Origin of the sequence: Limnohabitans sp. T6-20 (assembly GCF_003063505.1) — a bacterium.
Taxonomy (GTDB): Bacteria; Pseudomonadota; Gammaproteobacteria; order Burkholderiales; family Burkholderiaceae_C; genus Limnohabitans_A.
In genome coordinates this window covers 405,510-420,854 of record NZ_NERW01000001.1, presented here as the reverse complement: position 1 = coordinate 420,854, position 15,345 = coordinate 405,510, and the positions used below count along the sequence as shown (strand labels likewise).

General features: G+C 58.0%; 13 protein-coding genes and 1 pseudogene. 9 read left to right on the top strand and 5 right to left on the bottom strand.

The features are described from left to right. Window positions 1–3: 3 nt before the first annotated feature. Complete coding sequence (locus B9Z33_RS02030) at window positions 4–732, top strand: GntR family transcriptional regulator (RefSeq protein ID WP_108331880.1); 729 nt, start codon at window positions 4–6, stop codon at window positions 730–732. 178 nt (window positions 733–910) lie between these two features. On the opposite strand, the gene B9Z33_RS02025 is transcribed toward B9Z33_RS02030, so the two are convergent. Continuing rightward, the gene (locus B9Z33_RS02025) at window positions 911–1,309 is read right to left on the bottom strand and encodes a glutathione S-transferase N-terminal domain-containing protein (RefSeq protein ID WP_108285352.1); all 399 of its coding nucleotides are present in this window, start codon (window positions 1,307–1,309) and stop codon (window positions 911–913) included. A gap of 64 nt (window positions 1,310–1,373) precedes the next feature. Then, window positions 1,374–4,304 carry an excinuclease ABC subunit UvrA gene (gene uvrA, locus B9Z33_RS02020; protein WP_233252692.1) on the bottom strand — a complete coding sequence of 977 codons (2,931 nt, stop codon included), beginning with the start codon at window positions 4,302–4,304 and terminating at the stop codon, window positions 1,374–1,376. A gap of 165 nt (window positions 4,305–4,469) precedes the next feature. On the opposite strand from uvrA, the gene B9Z33_RS02015 reads away from it, so the two are divergent. The 4 genes from B9Z33_RS02015 to B9Z33_RS02000 all read left to right on the top strand — a co-directional run bounded on the left by B9Z33_RS02015 (window position 4,470) and on the right by B9Z33_RS02000 (window position 8,728). Beyond that, on the top strand, window positions 4,470–5,654 hold the full coding sequence (locus B9Z33_RS02015; protein ID WP_108285350.1) for an MFS transporter: 1,185 nt from the start codon (window positions 4,470–4,472) through the stop codon (window positions 5,652–5,654). Window positions 5,655–5,700: 46 nt separating this feature from the next. After that, window positions 5,701–6,198, top strand: coding sequence for a single-stranded DNA-binding protein (gene ssb / locus B9Z33_RS02010; RefSeq protein WP_108285349.1), 498 nt, complete (start codon window positions 5,701–5,703; stop codon window positions 6,196–6,198). A gap of 76 nt (window positions 6,199–6,274) precedes the next feature. Beyond that, window positions 6,275–7,276, top strand: coding sequence for a C4-dicarboxylate ABC transporter (locus B9Z33_RS02005; RefSeq protein ID WP_108286087.1), 1,002 nt, complete (start codon window positions 6,275–6,277; stop codon window positions 7,274–7,276). Window positions 7,277–7,393: 117 nt separating this feature from the next. Beyond that, window positions 7,394–8,728 (top strand): DUF3422 family protein, encoded by a 1,335-nt coding sequence (locus B9Z33_RS02000; RefSeq protein ID WP_108286086.1) that lies wholly within the window; start codon window positions 7,394–7,396, stop codon window positions 8,726–8,728. A 24-nt stretch (window positions 8,729–8,752) separates the two neighbouring features. Here the strand turns inward: B9Z33_RS02000 and mnmA are convergent, their stop codons facing one another. Next, window positions 8,753–9,889 (bottom strand): tRNA 2-thiouridine(34) synthase MnmA, encoded by a 1,137-nt coding sequence (gene mnmA, locus B9Z33_RS01995; protein ID WP_108285348.1) that lies wholly within the window; start codon window positions 9,887–9,889, stop codon window positions 8,753–8,755. Window positions 9,890–9,963: 74 nt separating this feature from the next. On the opposite strand from mnmA, the gene B9Z33_RS01990 reads away from it, so the two are divergent. Beyond that, window positions 9,964–10,695, top strand: a complete 732-nt coding sequence (locus B9Z33_RS01990; RefSeq protein WP_108285347.1) for a lytic transglycosylase domain-containing protein — start codon at window positions 9,964–9,966, stop codon at window positions 10,693–10,695. A 28-nt stretch (window positions 10,696–10,723) separates the two neighbouring features. Here B9Z33_RS01990 and B9Z33_RS15670 read toward each other — a convergent pair whose 3' ends face one another. Further along, window positions 10,724–11,299, bottom strand: a complete 576-nt coding sequence (locus tag B9Z33_RS15670) for an SGNH/GDSL hydrolase family protein (protein WP_233252691.1) — start codon at window positions 11,297–11,299, stop codon at window positions 10,724–10,726. 177 nt (window positions 11,300–11,476) lie between these two features. Further along, window positions 11,477–11,755: pseudogene (locus B9Z33_RS15805) on the bottom strand (LysM domain-containing protein); the annotation flags it as partial. A gap of 216 nt (window positions 11,756–11,971) precedes the next feature. Here B9Z33_RS15805 and B9Z33_RS01980 point away from each other — a divergent pair. The 3 genes from B9Z33_RS01980 to B9Z33_RS01970 all read left to right on the top strand — a co-directional run bounded on the left by B9Z33_RS01980 (window position 11,972) and on the right by B9Z33_RS01970 (window position 15,341). After that, window positions 11,972–12,517, top strand: a complete 546-nt coding sequence (locus B9Z33_RS01980; protein WP_108285345.1) for a glucosaminidase domain-containing protein — start codon at window positions 11,972–11,974, stop codon at window positions 12,515–12,517. A gap of 218 nt (window positions 12,518–12,735) precedes the next feature. Then, window positions 12,736–13,902 carry an MBOAT family protein gene (locus tag B9Z33_RS01975; RefSeq protein WP_233252745.1) on the top strand — a complete coding sequence of 389 codons (1,167 nt, stop codon included), beginning with the start codon at window positions 12,736–12,738 and terminating at the stop codon, window positions 13,900–13,902. Between the two features lie 2 nt (window positions 13,903–13,904). Continuing rightward, window positions 13,905–15,341: a DHHW family protein gene (locus B9Z33_RS01970; protein ID WP_108285343.1), complete on the top strand. Its 1,437-nt coding sequence runs from the start codon at window positions 13,905–13,907 to the stop codon at window positions 15,339–15,341. Window positions 15,342–15,345: the final 4 nt, after the last annotated feature.

Here is a 15,345-nt window from a genome sequence, read left to right as displayed (position 1 = left end):
ACTGTGACTGCACCCAAATCCTTCAGCATCCAAGACATCTACGACCGCATTTATGCGGCCATCAGTGAGCGCCGCCTGTTGCCGGGCACCAAGCTGAGCGAGGAAAAACTGGCGGAGGTGTTCTCCACCAGTCGGACTCGGATTCGTGAAGTGTTGATGCGTTTGAATCAGGAATTGATTGTGGAGACGCACCACAATCGGGGAGCTTTTGTTGCCAGCCCGAGCCAGGAAGATCTGCACAAGGTCTTTGCCGTGCGCTGTGCTTTGGAGCGTGCGGTCGTCCAAGCCTTGGCGCAAAAATTCAAAGGTCAGAAAGCCACCAGCTTGCGCCAACATCTGGCGCTCGAAGCCAGCGCCCGAAAAGCCGGGGATCACGCAACGCTGGCGCATTTGACCGGTGCTTTCCATGTGCGCCTGGCCGAGGCCACCGATAACCACATTTTTGCCGACAGCGTTCGCCGATTGGTGGCGCTGACCGGCTTGGTCATTGCCCAGTTCGACGCCGACCAGAGCGCTTGTCCCGAGAACGAACACGATGAGATTGTCAAAGCCATTGAGGCAGGCAATGCCACTGGCGCTGAGAAATTGTTGCTGCACCATTTGAACCACGTGGAAAAAGCGATTCAAACGCCGGAACCCATCGAGGAGACCTTGGACTTTGCTGTGCTTCTGGGCATGAGTGTGGCCAAGAGTGCACCGTCATCCGCTTTGAGCAAGAAAAGAAAAGCGTGAGGTCCTCCCACCATGGGTGGTGACCGCGCTTTGTTCGATGTTGACAAAGTGCCCGTTGATGGTGGTCTCGTTCAGGATGTCAGGTGAGCGGCCCACAGTATGCCGGTTTGTGCCGTGGTACCGGTCTCATGCTGACGCACGCAAGGCTCTAAGCAGATATTGAAGAGGACCTGCTACTTTAAACGGCGGGCGCTGCAAAGCGCCCCTGCAGATAGGCCACGATGGCCCCCGAGTCCTGCAACCAGCGGATTTGTCCGTCGGCCTCGGTGATTTGAAGACACGGCACTTTGGTTGCGCCGCTGCCTTGCAGCAGTTGTTCGCGGTTGGCCGCGTTGTGTTGCGCGTCGCGCTTTTCAATGGGCAGCGACAGGCGGCGCATTTCCTGGCGCACCTTGATGCAAAACGGGCAGGTGCTGAACTGGTACAGCGCCAGGCTTTGGCAAGCTTGGTTGACAGCGGCTTGTTCTGCGGCAGCGCGTTGCACACCAGCCGGTTGGGTCAGGCGTTCTTTCAGCAACATGACGGGGCCCAGCACAACGCGCAGGGTTCTAAAAAATGTACGGATCACGATTTTCATAGGGGGACTCAAAAATTCGGAAATGGGTTGGACAAACAATGCAAAGGCTCTGTGCAGACGGATGTCATGACAGCAAGCGCGCCAAATAGTGCCCCGTGAAACTCGCCTTGTTTTTGGCCAGTTGCTCGGGTGTGCCTTCGCCCAGCACCGTGCCGCCGCCCGCGCCGCCTTCGGGGCCCATGTCGATCAGCCAGTCGGCTGTTTTGATCACGTCCAGGTTGTGCTCGATGATGACGATGGTGTTACCCGCATCGCGCAGCTGGTGCAGAACCTTGAGCAGCAGGTCGATGTCGGCAAAGTGCAGGCCGGTGGTGGGTTCGTCCAATATGTAGAGCGTGCGGCCGGTGTCGCGTTTGGACAGTTCCAGTGCGAGCTTGACGCGTTGCGCCTCGCCGCCCGAGAGGGTGGTCGCACTTTGGCCCAGGCGGATGTAGGTCAGGCCCACATCCAGCAGGGTTTGCAGTTTGCGGGCGATGTTGGGCACGGCGCTGAAGAACTGGTGTGCGGCTTCCACCGTCATGTTCAGGATCTGCGCGATGTTCTGGCCCTTGTATTGCACTTCGAGCGTTTCGCGGTTGTAGCGCATGCCGTGGCACACGTCGCAGGGCACGTACACATCGGGCAAAAAGTGCATCTCCACCTTCACCATGCCGTCGCCCTGGCAGGCTTCGCAGCGGCCCCCGGCCACGTTGAAGCTGAAACGCCCCGGGCCATAGCCGCGCTCGCGTGCGGCAGGCACTTCGGCCATCAGCTCGCGGATGTGGGTGAACAGGCCCGTGTAGGTGGCGGGGTTGCTGCGCGGCGTGCGGCCAATCGGCGACTGATCGACGTTGATGACTTTGTCGAAGTGCTCCAGCCCTTTGATCTCTTCATGGGCGGCCGCTTCGTCATGGGCCCGGTGGATCTGGTGCGCGGCAGCCGCATAGAGCGTGTCATTCACCAAGGTGGACTTGCCCGAGCCCGAGACGCCGGTCACGCAAGTCAGCAGCCCCACGGGGAACTTCACATTCACGTTTTTCAGGTTGTTGCCCGAGGCACCCACGATCTCGATGAAGTCCTTGCCTGCTTTGTGTCGCTTGGGGATCTCGATCTTTTTGCGGCCCGACATGTACTGGCCGGTGACTGAGTCGGGTGCGGCCAGGATGTCGGCACAAGTGCCTTGCGCCATGACGCGCCCACCGTGCACGCCCGCGCCGGGCCCCATATCGATGACGTGGTCGGCCACGCGGATCATGTCTTCGTCGTGCTCGACCACCAGCACGCTGTTGCCGATGTCGCGCAGGTGTTGCAGGGTGCCGATCAGGCGGTCGTTGTCGCGCTGGTGCAGGCCAATGCTGGGCTCGTCGAGCACATACATCACGCCCGTCAGCCCTGAGCCAATTTGGCTGGCCAGTCGTATGCGCTGCGATTCACCGCCCGACAAAGTGTCGGCGCTGCGGTCCAGGCTCAAATAATTCAGACCCACGTCGTTCAAGAACTTCAGACGCAGCGCGATCTCGCGCACCACCTTGTCGGCGATCTCGGCCTTGGCCCCGTGCATTTTCAGGCCCTGAAAATACTGCTGCGACTCGCCCAAGGTGATGTGGCTGATTTCGTAAATGGCGCGGGCTTGTGCGCCTTCGCCAATGCGCACATGGCGGGCTTCGCGCCGCAAACGCGTGCCTTGGCAATCGGTGCAGGCCTGCATGTTGCGGTAGCGGGCCAGGTCTTCGCGCACCACGGCCGAGTCGGTCTCGCGGTAGCGCCGCGTCATGTTGGGGATGATCCCTTCAAACGGGTGCTTTTTGCTGACCTTCTTGCCTTGCGAGGCCCCTGACTCCATCACATAGCTGAACTTGATTTCTTCGTCGCCAGAGCCTTGCAGCAAGACCTGCTGGTGCGCAGGGGCGAGTTTTTCAAACGGCGTTTCGATGTCGAACTGGTAATGCTTGGCCAGGCTTTCGAGCATGCTGAAGTAAAAGCCGTTGCGCCTGTCCCATCCCTTGATGGCGCCACTGGCCAGGCTCAGACTGGGGAAAGCAACCACCCGCTCCGGGTCAAAAAACGCCATGCTGCCAATGCCATCGCAAGTCGGGCACGCGCCCATGGGCGAGTTGAACGAGAACAGCCTCGGCTCCAGCTCGCTGATGGAATAAGTGCACACCGGGCAGGAGAATTTGGCGTTGAACAGGTGTTCTTTACCCGTGTCCATCTCGAGTGCCACAGCGCGGTGCTCGGCCAGGTGCAGCGCGGCTTCAAAGCTTTCGGCCAGGCGCTGGCGCAGGGCGTCGCGCGCTTTGGCATCTTCCTCAGAGCGGACTTTGATGCGGTCGACCACCACGTCGATGTTGTGCTTTTCGGTTTTCTTGAGCGTGGGCAGGTCTTCCACTTCTACCGTCTGGCCATTGATGCGAAAGCGCACATAGCCCAGGGCCTGCATCTGCTCGAAGACTTTTTCAAACTCGCCTTTTTTCTCACGCGCAATGGGCGCGAGGATCATGAGTTTGGTGTCTTCGGGCAGGGCCAGCACGGCGTCCACCATCTGGCTCACGGTTTGCGCCTGCAGGGGCAGGTTGTGGTCGGGGCAATACGGCGTGCCAGCGCGGGCGTACAGCAAGCGCAGGTAGTCGTGGATTTCTGTCACCGTGCCCACGGTGGAGCGGGGGTTGTGGCTGGTGGCCTTTTGCTCGATGGAAATGGCGGGCGACAGGCCCTCGATCAGGTCCACATCGGGCTTGTCCATCAGCTGCAAAAACTGCCGTGCATAGGCCGACAGGCTTTCCACATAGCGGCGCTGGCCTTCGGCGTACAGGGTGTCAAAGGCCAGGCTCGACTTGCCAGAGCCCGACAAGCCGGTGATCACCACCAGCTGGTTGCGCGGGATGTCGAGGTCGATATTTTTGAGGTTGTGGGTGCGGGCACCACGCACGCTGATGTGGGTTTGCCGCAGCGCTGACGCCAAATACCGCGCGGGTTCGGGTTCGTCGGGCAAGAGAGGGGAGTCAGCAAGTTTCACGGTGGGCGGCCAGATCAGCAAAACCTTTGATTATCCCCGCCGGGGCTGTTTTTGGCACCGGGGGTGGCCAATCAGGGACAATGACCCTTTTCCCTGAACCATCGTCCTTGGCTGCTGCGCGTGTCCGAAACCCCTGAAAAGCTATCTGTCCCCTTGTCTGTCGCCATGACCCCGCTGGAGCGACGCGCCAGCGCCTCGTTGGCGGGTATTTTTGCGCTGCGCATGTTGGGCTTGTTTCTGGTTTTGCCCGTGTTCGCTCTGGAGGCACGCAAATACCCGGGCGGTGATGACCCGGCCTTGTTGGGCTTGGCCATGGGCATTTATGGTTTGACGCAAGGTTTGCTGCAGTTGCCTTTTGGCATGGCCTCAGACCGTTTCGGGCGCAAACGGGTGATTGTGTTGGGCCTGATCATTTTTGCGCTGGGCAGCTTTTGGGCGGCTGGCGCTACCGACTTGATGGGCTTGCTGATGGGCCGGAGTTTGCAGGGCGCAGGTGCTGTGTCCGCCGCTGTCACCGCTTTGTTGGCCGACTTGACCCGCGATGAGGTTCGCACCAAAGCCATGGCGCTGGTGGGTGCCAGCATCGGGTTGATGTTTGCCTTGTCCTTGGTGGTGGCCCCTGTGTTGGCGGGGGCCATTGGCTTGTCCGGCCTGTTCTGGCTCACGGGCGTGCTGGCTTTGCTGGGCGTGGGCGTGGTGGTCTGTGCCGTGCCTGCGGCGGCGCCGGTGGCGGCCAAAGGCCGGGGCAGCCTCAAGATGGTGCTGGGCCATGCGGGTTTGCTGCGTCTGAATTGTGGGGTGTTCGTGCTGCATGCCGTGCAGTTGGCCATGTGGGTGGCGGTGCCCGCCATGCTGGTGCAGGCAGGCCTGCCCAAGGCCGATCACTGGCAGGTGTATTTGCCGGCGGTTTTGGGTTCTTTTGTGCTCATGGGCGGTGTGTTTGCGATGGAGCGGCGCGGGCACCTCAAGAAAGTCTTTTTGGTCGCCATTGCGCTGATTGCATTGGTGCAGGTCGGTCTGTTCCTGCAGTCTGCGGCCACGGCCCATTTGTGGCCCTTGGCAGGTTTGATGCTGGCGTTTTTCAGCGGGTTCAACGTGTTGGAAGCGACCCAGCCCAGTTTGGCCTCGCGGCTGGCTCCGGCCGAGGTGCGGGGAACCGCCATGGGCGTGTACAACACCTTGCAGTCACTGGGCTTTTTTGTGGGCGGCTGGTTGGGTGGGTGGCTGGTCAAGGGTTTTGGCAGTCCCGTGCTGTTTTTGTGCTGTGCGGCAGCCATGTTGCTGTGGTGGCTGGTGGCCTTGCCCATGCAAATGCCAGGACGCGCTGCGCCAGTTCAGGCGGCCGCATAAAAGCCACACAAAAGCCGCATAATCCGGGTCTTATCGAGGAGTTTTCATGGCATCCGTCAACAAAGTCATCATCGTCGGCAATTTGGGCCGCGATCCCGAAACCCGCTATTTGCCCTCTGGCGATGCCGTGAGCAACATCAACGTGGCCACCACCGACCGCTACAAGGACAAAGCGACCGGCGAGATGAAGGAAGCCACCGAATGGCACCGCATCAGCTTTTTCGGCAAATTGGCTGAGATTGCAGGCCAGTATCTGAAAAAAGGCAGCCAGGTCTACGTGGAAGGCAGCCTGCGTACCCGCAAATACACCGACAAAGACGGCATCGAGAAGTTCGCCACCGAAATCCGTGGCGAAACCATGCAGATGCTGGGTGGCCGTCAAGGCATGGGCGGCCCGTCCGATGACGGCGGTGGTGGCGGTTACGCTCCGCGCCAGTCGGCCCCGGCAGCACGTCCAGCCGCAGCACCTGCCCAGCGCCCAGCCCCGGCACCCAAGCCAGCGGCCAGCAGCTTTGACGACATGGACGACGACATCCCGTTTTGATGGATGGGACCGATGGTTTCAAGAACCCGTGGCGAACACCACGGGTTTTTTTATGTCGATGAAAGAAAATCCCACCATGATTGAAAGTCGTCCTGCCTTGCCCGTGCAACATTTGAATTTTGGGTGGTTTGCCATGGTCATGGGCCTGTGTGGCCTGTCACTGGCTTGGCACCGGGCGGTTCCCCACTGGGGGCGTGCGGCCTTGCTGGTGTCGGCGGCGGTGGGCGTGTTGGCGGGTGCAGTGCTTGTGGTGCTGTTGCTGGCCACGCTGTGGCGGGCGGTCCGGTTTCCCGCGCAGGTGCTGGAGGATGTGCGCCACCCCTTGCGCCATGTCTTTGTGGCCGCCCTGCCCTCGTCTTTGGTGCTGATTGCCACCGTTTGCGTGGCGCATGCAGGTTACAGCCCGTGGGCAGACGCTTTGTGGATGCTGGGTTCTGCGAGCCTGATGCTGGTGACCGTCGGGGTGGTTCAGCGGTGGTTTCAGCCAGGCTTGGCCACTAGCCACTTTTGGCCTGCGATGACACCTGCCTTGTTCATTCCGGTGGTGGGCAATGTGTTGCCTGCTTTGGCTGGGGTGAGTTTGGGGCACCCGGTTTGGGCGGCTGCGCAGTACGGCATCGCGGCGGTGTTGTGGCCTGTGGCGTTGGCGCTGGTTTTGGTGCGCATTGGCACGGTGGGCATGTGGCCCCAGCGTTTGCTGCCCACCACCTTCATCACCATGGCCCCGCCTTCGGTGCTGGCTTTGTCGGGTGTGCAGCTGGGGGCACCCGAGGTGCTGGTGCACATGCTTTGGGGCGTGATGGTGTTGTTCACGCTCGTGTCCATGACGGTGTTCAGGCGCAGTTTGTCGCAGGCCTTTGGCATTCCTTTTTGGGGCATGTCTTTTCCATTGGCGGCTTCGGCGGCGCTGTCTTTGCACTTGGCCCCCGCGCAGGGCTGGGTTCAGGCTCTGGCATTGGCCTGGCTGGTTTTTGCCACCAGTGTGATTGCTGGTCTGCTGATGGCCACTGTGCGGGGTTTGCTGCAAGGCCGCTTGCTGGTGCCGGAAGCGCCGCAGCCAGCGCCTGCGCTGCCTTGACCGGTTGTTCGGGTGAGCGACAGGCGAACGCCTGCAGGGTTTATGTCTGTGCGGGTTGAAACTGTTTCGTTCCTGGCAACTTGACCGCCTGGCGGTGTGCTGGTCCAAAATGAAAACATGAACGAGATCACTTCGCGTTATTTGCCGGTGGACGATGCCCTGCGCCGGGCTTTGCACAATGAAGTGCATGCACGGCCCTCGGCACGGGTGCGTTTGCCCGCCCTGATCGTTTATGTGGCGGTGCTCAATGCCGGCATCAGCCGTGAAGAGGAATGGCAGCACTTGCGCCGTTTGCCAGGGCATGCCGAGCTGATGCTGGACTCCTTGAATGGCAACTTTTTGCGCTTGCGTTGTGACGGCTTCACCGTCAAATGGGAGCGCCACACCGAGTTCACCCGCTACTCGATTGTTCAGGCCTTGCCTGCGCATGCCGGGTGGGGTTCGCAATCGCCGGAGTTGGCATTGCAAGTGGTGACGGGCAGCGAGTGGCTGCGTTCGATCCCCGGCAAGACGGTGGCGGCCATCCATCTGGGCATGTTGGCCGCCGACGTGGATGCGCCCGGCACCGTGGCGCAAGCGCAGGCTTGGTTGGGCGAGGGCGCGGTGGTGGGCTCACGCATGGGCAACACCACGGAAGGCTGGTCGCATTCTTGCGTGTTGACCCATTTCAGGCTGGGGGCTGATGGCTTTGAACGCATGCTGGTGCTCGCCCCGCCGGACACCAGCGAAGCCCGTGCCGGACGCATTTCGCAGCGTTTGCTGGAGCTGGAAACTTACCGCCTGATGGCCTTGCGTGGCTTGCCTGTGGCCAAGGCCTTGTCGCCCGTGCTGTCGGATGCCGAAGCGCAGCTGGCCGACATCACGGCAAGGCTGGAACGCAAAGAAGACAGCGACCAGGCTTTGCTGGACGTGTTGGTGTCTTTGGCGGCCCGCATCGAGCGGGCCACGGCGGAGCACGGTTATCGGTTTTCGGCCACACGGGCTTACGACGCCTTGGTGAGCCAGCGCATTGCCGAGTTGCGCGAGCGACCCATTGCCGGAACCCAAACCGTGGGTGAATTCATGCAGCGACGTTTGTCGCCCGCCATGGCCACCGTGGCAGCCACAGCGCAGCGCCTGGCGTCCTTGTCGGAGCGCGTGTCACGCACCAGCGCCTTGCTGCGCACCCGGGTGGACATTGCCACCGAAGCGCAAAACCAGCAGCTGCTGGAAAAGCTCACGCGGGGGCAAGACCTGCAGCTGCGCTTGCAGTCCACCGTGGAAGGCCTGTCGATCGCGGCCATCAGCTATTACGTCGTCAGCTTGGTGCTCTATGGCGCCAAAGCCCTGAACAAGCTGGGCCTGCCTTTGAACCCCGAGGTGGTTGCAGGCCTGTCGATTCCGCTGGTGCTGTGGGGGGTGTGGAAGACTGTGCAGCGCATCCACGACAAGCTGAAGGCATCAGACGGTTGACCAAGCGGGAAACTGCTACCGGGATCAGTTGGTCAAGGTTGGCGCTGAGTGGATCACCCCACCACCCAAGCACACCTCGCCGTCATAGACCACGGCGCTTTGTCCGGGTGTGACGGCCCACTGGTTTTCCGCAAAGCGCAACTCAAAACCAGCTTGTCCATCGGCCATGTGCATGTTTTGCAAGCTGCAGGGTGCGTCGGCCTGGCGGTAGCGCGTTTTGGCGGCATAGTGGCCAGGCTCGGGCGCTGTGCCTGCGCACCAGCTCACGTCGGTGGCTTGCAATATGGGCGATTGCAGCCAAGGGTGGTCATGCCCTTGCACCACCCACAAGGTGTTTTTTTCGATGTCTTTGCGGGCCACAAACCATGGGGTGTGCTCGCCTCCGCCGCGTTGTGCCCCCTTGGTTTTGATGCCGCCGATACCCAGACCCTGGCGTTGGCCCAGCGTGTAAAAACTCAGGCCCACGTGTTGGCCAATCGTGCGGCCTGTGGGGTCCTTGATCGGGCCGGGCTCTTTGCTGATGTAGCGGTTCAAAAACTCACGGAAGGGCCGCTCACCAATGAAGCAAATGCCGGTCGAGTCTTTCTTTTTGGCGTTGGGCAGGCCGATTTCTTCGGCGATGCGACGCACCTCGGTTTTGTTCAGTTCGCCCACCGGGAACAGGGTTTTGGACAGCTGGGCCTGGTTCAGGCGGTGCAAAAAGTAGCTTTGGTCTTTGGATGGGTCGAGCCCCTTGAGCAGCTCGTGGCGGCCTGTTTGCGCGTTCAAGCGCACGCGGGCATAGTGGCCGGTGGCGATTTTCTCGGCACCCAGGCGCATGGCGTGGTCAAGGAATGACTTGAACTTGATTTCGGCGTTGCACAGGATGTCGGGGTTGGGTGTGCGACCGGCTTGGTATTCACGCAAAAACTCCGAAAAAACGCGGTCTTTGTAATCGGCCGCAAAATTGACGTGTTCGATTTCTATGCCCAGCACATCGGCCACGGCCGCTGCATCGACAAAGTCGATGTTGGAAGAACAGTATTCACTGTCATCGTCATCTTCCCAATTTTTCATGAAGATGCCAATGACGTCATAGCCCTGTTGCTTGAGCAAATAGGCGGTGACAGCTGAATCGACGCCGCCGGACAGGCCGACGACCACGCGAGGGAGTTGGGACATGCCCCAATTATCCCGTGACTGCCCACGATGTCTGTCGGAGGCACAAATTTATAATGTGAAACTGGTCGACATTCATGAGCCCGAACTGCACTTGGTGCCAACACTTCAGAACATTCCTGCGCGATGTCGCGCATGGCCTGTTCATCATCACCCACAGTGGTTTGGCCATGGTGGGCTTGGGTGCGGCCAGTTTGGTGTTGGCTTTGTGGCTGAACCCCCAGTGGCTCGGAGCGGCCGAGGGGGCAGTTTTTAATTGGTTGCGTGATCGTCAGGTCTTGCTTTCGTGGTTGCCAGAGAACACCGCCGAACGCGCAACGGCCGTCGAGCTCAAGGATTTGCCTGCTGACCAAGCGGCTGTGGCGCAATGGTTGGGGCAAAAATACCGCATCGCACCTGAGCCTCTGGCTGCTTTGGTGGCGGAGGCTCACGTCTTGTCCAAGAAGCACAAATTTTCCCCGTACCTGATTCTTTCTGTGATGGCGGTTGAATCGGGCTTTCACCCCTATGCCCAAAGTTCGGCGGGAGCCCAGGGCCTGATGCAGGTGATGACGGACATCCACATCCAGCGCTATGCCCCCCATGGTGGACCCTTGGCTGCTTTTGACCCGATCACCAACATGCGTGTCGGGGCCGATGTGCTGGCTTATTGCATCCGAACCAAAGCGGGCGTTATGGAAGACGGCTTGCGTTATTACCTGGGTGCTGCAGAGTCCACCGACGATGGGGGTTATGTCGCCAAGGTCTTGTTGGAACAAGACAGACTGACGCAGGTAGCCAACGGCGTCAAGAGCGTTCCGATGCAATGAATCGGCGGTTGGGCGGGAGACTCGGGTTTCAGAACCGGGTGCTGCGAGCAAGCAGGGCGTTTTGCGTGGACACCCAAGCTTGTTGTTGGTCGGCGCCGGGGGCTGCGGCCTGCGCTTGGTTGAGCTGACTCAATAGCGGCGAGATGCTGTTGGCGATCGCCGCGTAATTCCTGGGGTGGTAGCGGTCTGCCGGTTGGAATTGGGTCAAATCAACGGTTTTGTCCCCACGCTCTCTTGCAACCGAAGCCACCAATTCCCGTGCTTGGGGGTCATAAGGCAAAACCCAAACCCTTTCTTTGGCATTGAGTTCAGAGCGGATGCGTTGGAGGTTTTGTGTGATTCGCTCTGGCGTGTAGTACTTATTGACCGTGCTGTTGACGAAATCGTTGGTGCCCACTGAGATGATGGCCAGTTCGGCGTTCTTGACCCCGGCGTGTTTGTTCAGCTGGTCCAAAATCTGAGGGCTGCTGTGACCACCAACGGCGTTGACCGCAAAGCTGCCTTGGCTCTGCGTCAAAAATTTCCGGCCGGGTGCAAATTCGGGTGTGATGCCACTTTGCTGGAGCATGGCACCACCAATGCCCACAGCGATGCTGTCCCCCACGATGGCAACCTTGGGGCCTGTGCCTGCGGACCATGACGCGCTTGGTGGGGTTAAAGACGGTTGAAGTGCGGCCTTGTCCGGCTTTGTGGGATTGCTCGTCGGTGTGCTGACAAGCTCTCGGGACTTCAATGCCGAATGGGTGTCAGAGAAATGGGTGGCAGAAAAATTGAGGGTTTGCCCCACACGTATCAGATTGGGGTTTGCCAGTGAATTGTTTTTGGCCACGGACATGGCCATTCGATGAACTTCTGAGGCATTGGGCGTTTGGCCTTGCTCATGCAGGTATTTCCGGGAAAGTCCGGTGAGGGTGTCGCCCCGTTGGACTTGAACGCTCTCTCTGTTCGTTGTACCTGTCGGTTTGACGTGAGCGAGCGTCTCCCGGAAGGTGGTTGGCGTGAATTGGGATGAATGGTCAATCCTTGTTTTTACGCGCACAGGCCTTCCTGCGTCCGCCATGGCGGGCGCGGCTGCTTGAAATGGTCCCACGGACTTCATAGAATGAAATTCAATTTCGTTTCAACACAAAACATCGGTTATTCGACACTTGAATCGAAATAAGCAATATTCATGCCTGAACCATTCGGCATTGATCTTGAAACGGCCAGCCCCACTTACAATGCGAAATCGGCTTACGGGCTTGCTTTTTGTGAATGCATCTTTCAGTGATTGGGTATGCAACGCGACCACTTTCTATCCAGTTGGGTGCATTGGCTGACGAGGCTGAGCATCTTCGGCATTTTGTGTCTGATGCAGCAGCCGTCGGCGTGGATGGACGCGTTGGATGGTTCAGTGCCGAACCGTTTGGAAGTCGCGTCAGATGAATTCGACGCACGCGGCCCAGTGGATACGGCATTTGTAGAGCAGGTGTTCCATGCCATTTGCCAATCCGGGATCCGCCATCCTCGAGTCGTCATGCGGCAAGCCATTTTGGAGACGGGCTGGTTTCGCAGTCCTTTCCTGATGACCCGCAACAACTTGTTTGCTTTCAGACGCGGTCATTACCTGCGGTTTGACCAGTTTGGGCACAGCATCCTGTTCTACAAAGCATGGCAAGACAAGAATATGCCGACTTTGGTGGATGACTATTATCGGTTCCTGGATCAGATCAAATATGGCAGTCCCGACTACACTAGCCATCTCAAAAATATTACTTGGAACAGGGATTGCCCATCAATTCCTGTAGCCGATAGAGCAGTGACATGGTTTTCTCGAGCCTGACGTTTCTTTTTTTCTTTCTCCCCGCTTGTCTGATTTGTTACTACGCCTTTCCACAAAGGCCTGTCCGCAATCTGATTTTGACGGTGTTTTCGCTCATTTTTTATGCGTGGGGTGAGCCGATTTGGGTGAGTTTGTTGGTCATTTCTTGTGTTTGGGATTTTTTCAACGGGCTGTTCATTGACCATTTTAAAAATCGCAAGGTCATTGCCCGCTTGGGGGTGATCAGTTCGTTGACGGTCAATTTGGCATTGCTGGCCTCTTTCAAATATGCCGACTTCATTGTCGAGACGGTGAATGCTTTGACCGGTCTGGGCTTCAAGGCGCCGGGTATTTTGTTGCCAATTGGTATTTCTTTCTACACATTTCAAACCATTTCTTATACGGTGGATGTGTATCGGGGTGAGGTCCCTGCACAGAAGAATTTCTTGAACTTCATTTTGTTTGTCGTGTCGTTTCACCAACTGGTGGCCGGGCCTATCGTGCGTTATTCGCACATTGCCCGTGAAATCGAAGAGCGGGTGTTCTACTTGCCTGATTTCAGCAACGGGGTGACCCGCTTTTGCAAGGGCTTGTTCAAGAAGGTGTTCATCGCCAATACCGCTGGAGAGTTGTGCCTGCAGTTTTTGGGTCAGGACATGAGCCAGACCACTGTCGCAGGTGAGTGGTTTGGTTTGTTGATGTACAGCTTGCAAATTTATTTCGATTTTTCTGGCTATTCCGACATGGCCATCGGTTTGGGTTGGATGTTCGGTTTCCATTACCACGAGAACTTCAAGCACCCCTATACGGCCACATCCATCACCGACTTCTGGCGACGTTGGCACATTTCGTTGGGCACATTTTTCAGGGACTATGTTTACATCCCATTAGGCGGTAACAGACGGCATCCCATCCGGAACATGTTCATTGTTTGGGGGCTCACGGGCATCTGGCACGGTGCCAGTTGGAACTTTGTGCTTTGGGGGCTGTATTTCGGTGTGATTCTCTGGTTTGAAAAGCAGGTGCTGTTGCGCTTGCTGGACGCAATGCCCAACTTCGTGAAGCACTTGTATGCCATTTTCTTCATTGTTTTGGGTTGGGCCATTTTCTTCTTCACGGACTTGAGTCGTCTTGGTAGTACCTTGAAAGTGATGTTCGGGATGGCCGATGTGCCGCTGTATAACTTTCAGCTGGACGCAGCGTTCTGGGCCAACGCCTATTGGTTGGTGTTTGCCTTGGTCATGTGTGCTCCTCTGTATGCGCGTGCGCATGCCAGCCTCAAGCAACGCTTGACTGCGATCACTTACCAGTGGACCGTGGTCTTTCAGAATTTGGTGTTCCTTGGGGTCAGTGTGGTGCTCCTGGTTGGGCAAACCTACAACCCTTTCATTTACTTTCGGTTCTGACCATGCAGCAGCATCATTCCACCCCTTACATGGACTGGATACAAACGATCGTGTTCACAGGATTGCTGATCGGTTTGGGCGTGTTTTTTGTGATGACGCCCAAAGACGCGGTGTCTGAAGGTGAAAAACGCAAGCTTGCACAGTTTCCTGAGTTCTCTTGGTCGGCCATGGGTCATGGAACATACATGAAGCAGATCGACGACTTTGTGGCGGACAACTTCGTCTTCAGGTATTCCTTGACGGATGTGGCCGGACAAATCAAGCAGTGGCGAGGATGGGCGCAAGACGACATCCAGGTGTTCTCGGACAAAGGCAATCATCAAGGCGGTGGTGCAACACCTGCAGCCCATGAGCCGCCAGCAGCAGCTGCTCGCCAGCCTGTCGCACCGGCCTCAAATCAGGCAAAGCCGTCGCAAACAGCCAGCGAGGGTGTAGCCCAGACGCGTCGACCCGATGGTTCGACGGGTGGCTCAGGCGTTGAGGCTGCGGTGGTTTCGCAGTCAGACGACACCCCTTACCAAAACATCGAATCCGTCATCATTTATAAAAATCGGGCGGTGCAAATGTTGGGGGGCTCGCCTCAAATGGCGGTCCCGTTTGCTGCGGTGCTCGCGCGCTACCAACAGGAGTTGCCGCAGACCAACATTTATTTCATGCCCATTCCGATTGGCGCGGACTATTACCTGCCGACCAAAGTCAACAAAGGGGTGATGCGGGAAAAGTTGGTCATCGACCACGCCTTGAGCTTGTTGCCGCAGCAGGTTCGGCCTGTGCATGCTTATGAAAAACTTGCGCAACACACATCTGAATATGTGTATTTCAATACGGACCACCATTGGACAGGTCTGGGGGCTTATTACGCTTACACCGCTTTTGCAGAAGCAGCCCACATCACGCCCTTGCCATTGAGTGCCCTGACCAAAAAGGAAATTCCCAATTTCTTGGGTACCCTCTACCATCGCACCTTGTCTCCTGTCCTCAAGAGCAAGGGGGATACGGTGGAGTATTACAAGGTGCCGGTTCAGACATCTGTCAAATTTTATGCAGCGGGTTCGCGTCAGGGTCAGCCAACGCAGCTGTACGCCGAATACGCTCGCGGGGCCGGTGCTTACGGCGTATTCTTGGGGGGTGATTACCCCATGATGAAAATCACCAGCGATGTCAAAAATGGGCGCAAGATCGTGGTGCTAAAAGACTCGTATGGCAATGCGTTTGTCCCTTATCTTGCATCGCATTACGAAGAGGTTTATGTGCTCGATTACCGTCATTTCAATGGCAACATCAAGACCCTGATTCAGCAAGAAGGAATCCAGGACTTGTTGTTTGCGCACAATTCATATGTATTTCTGAGTGGCTATACGGTGCAGCGTGAGCGCGGGTTCTTGACGGGTGGAGTTGCCGTGGCCCGCAAGGCGTCAACGTCTGAGGCGGCGCAATGAAGAG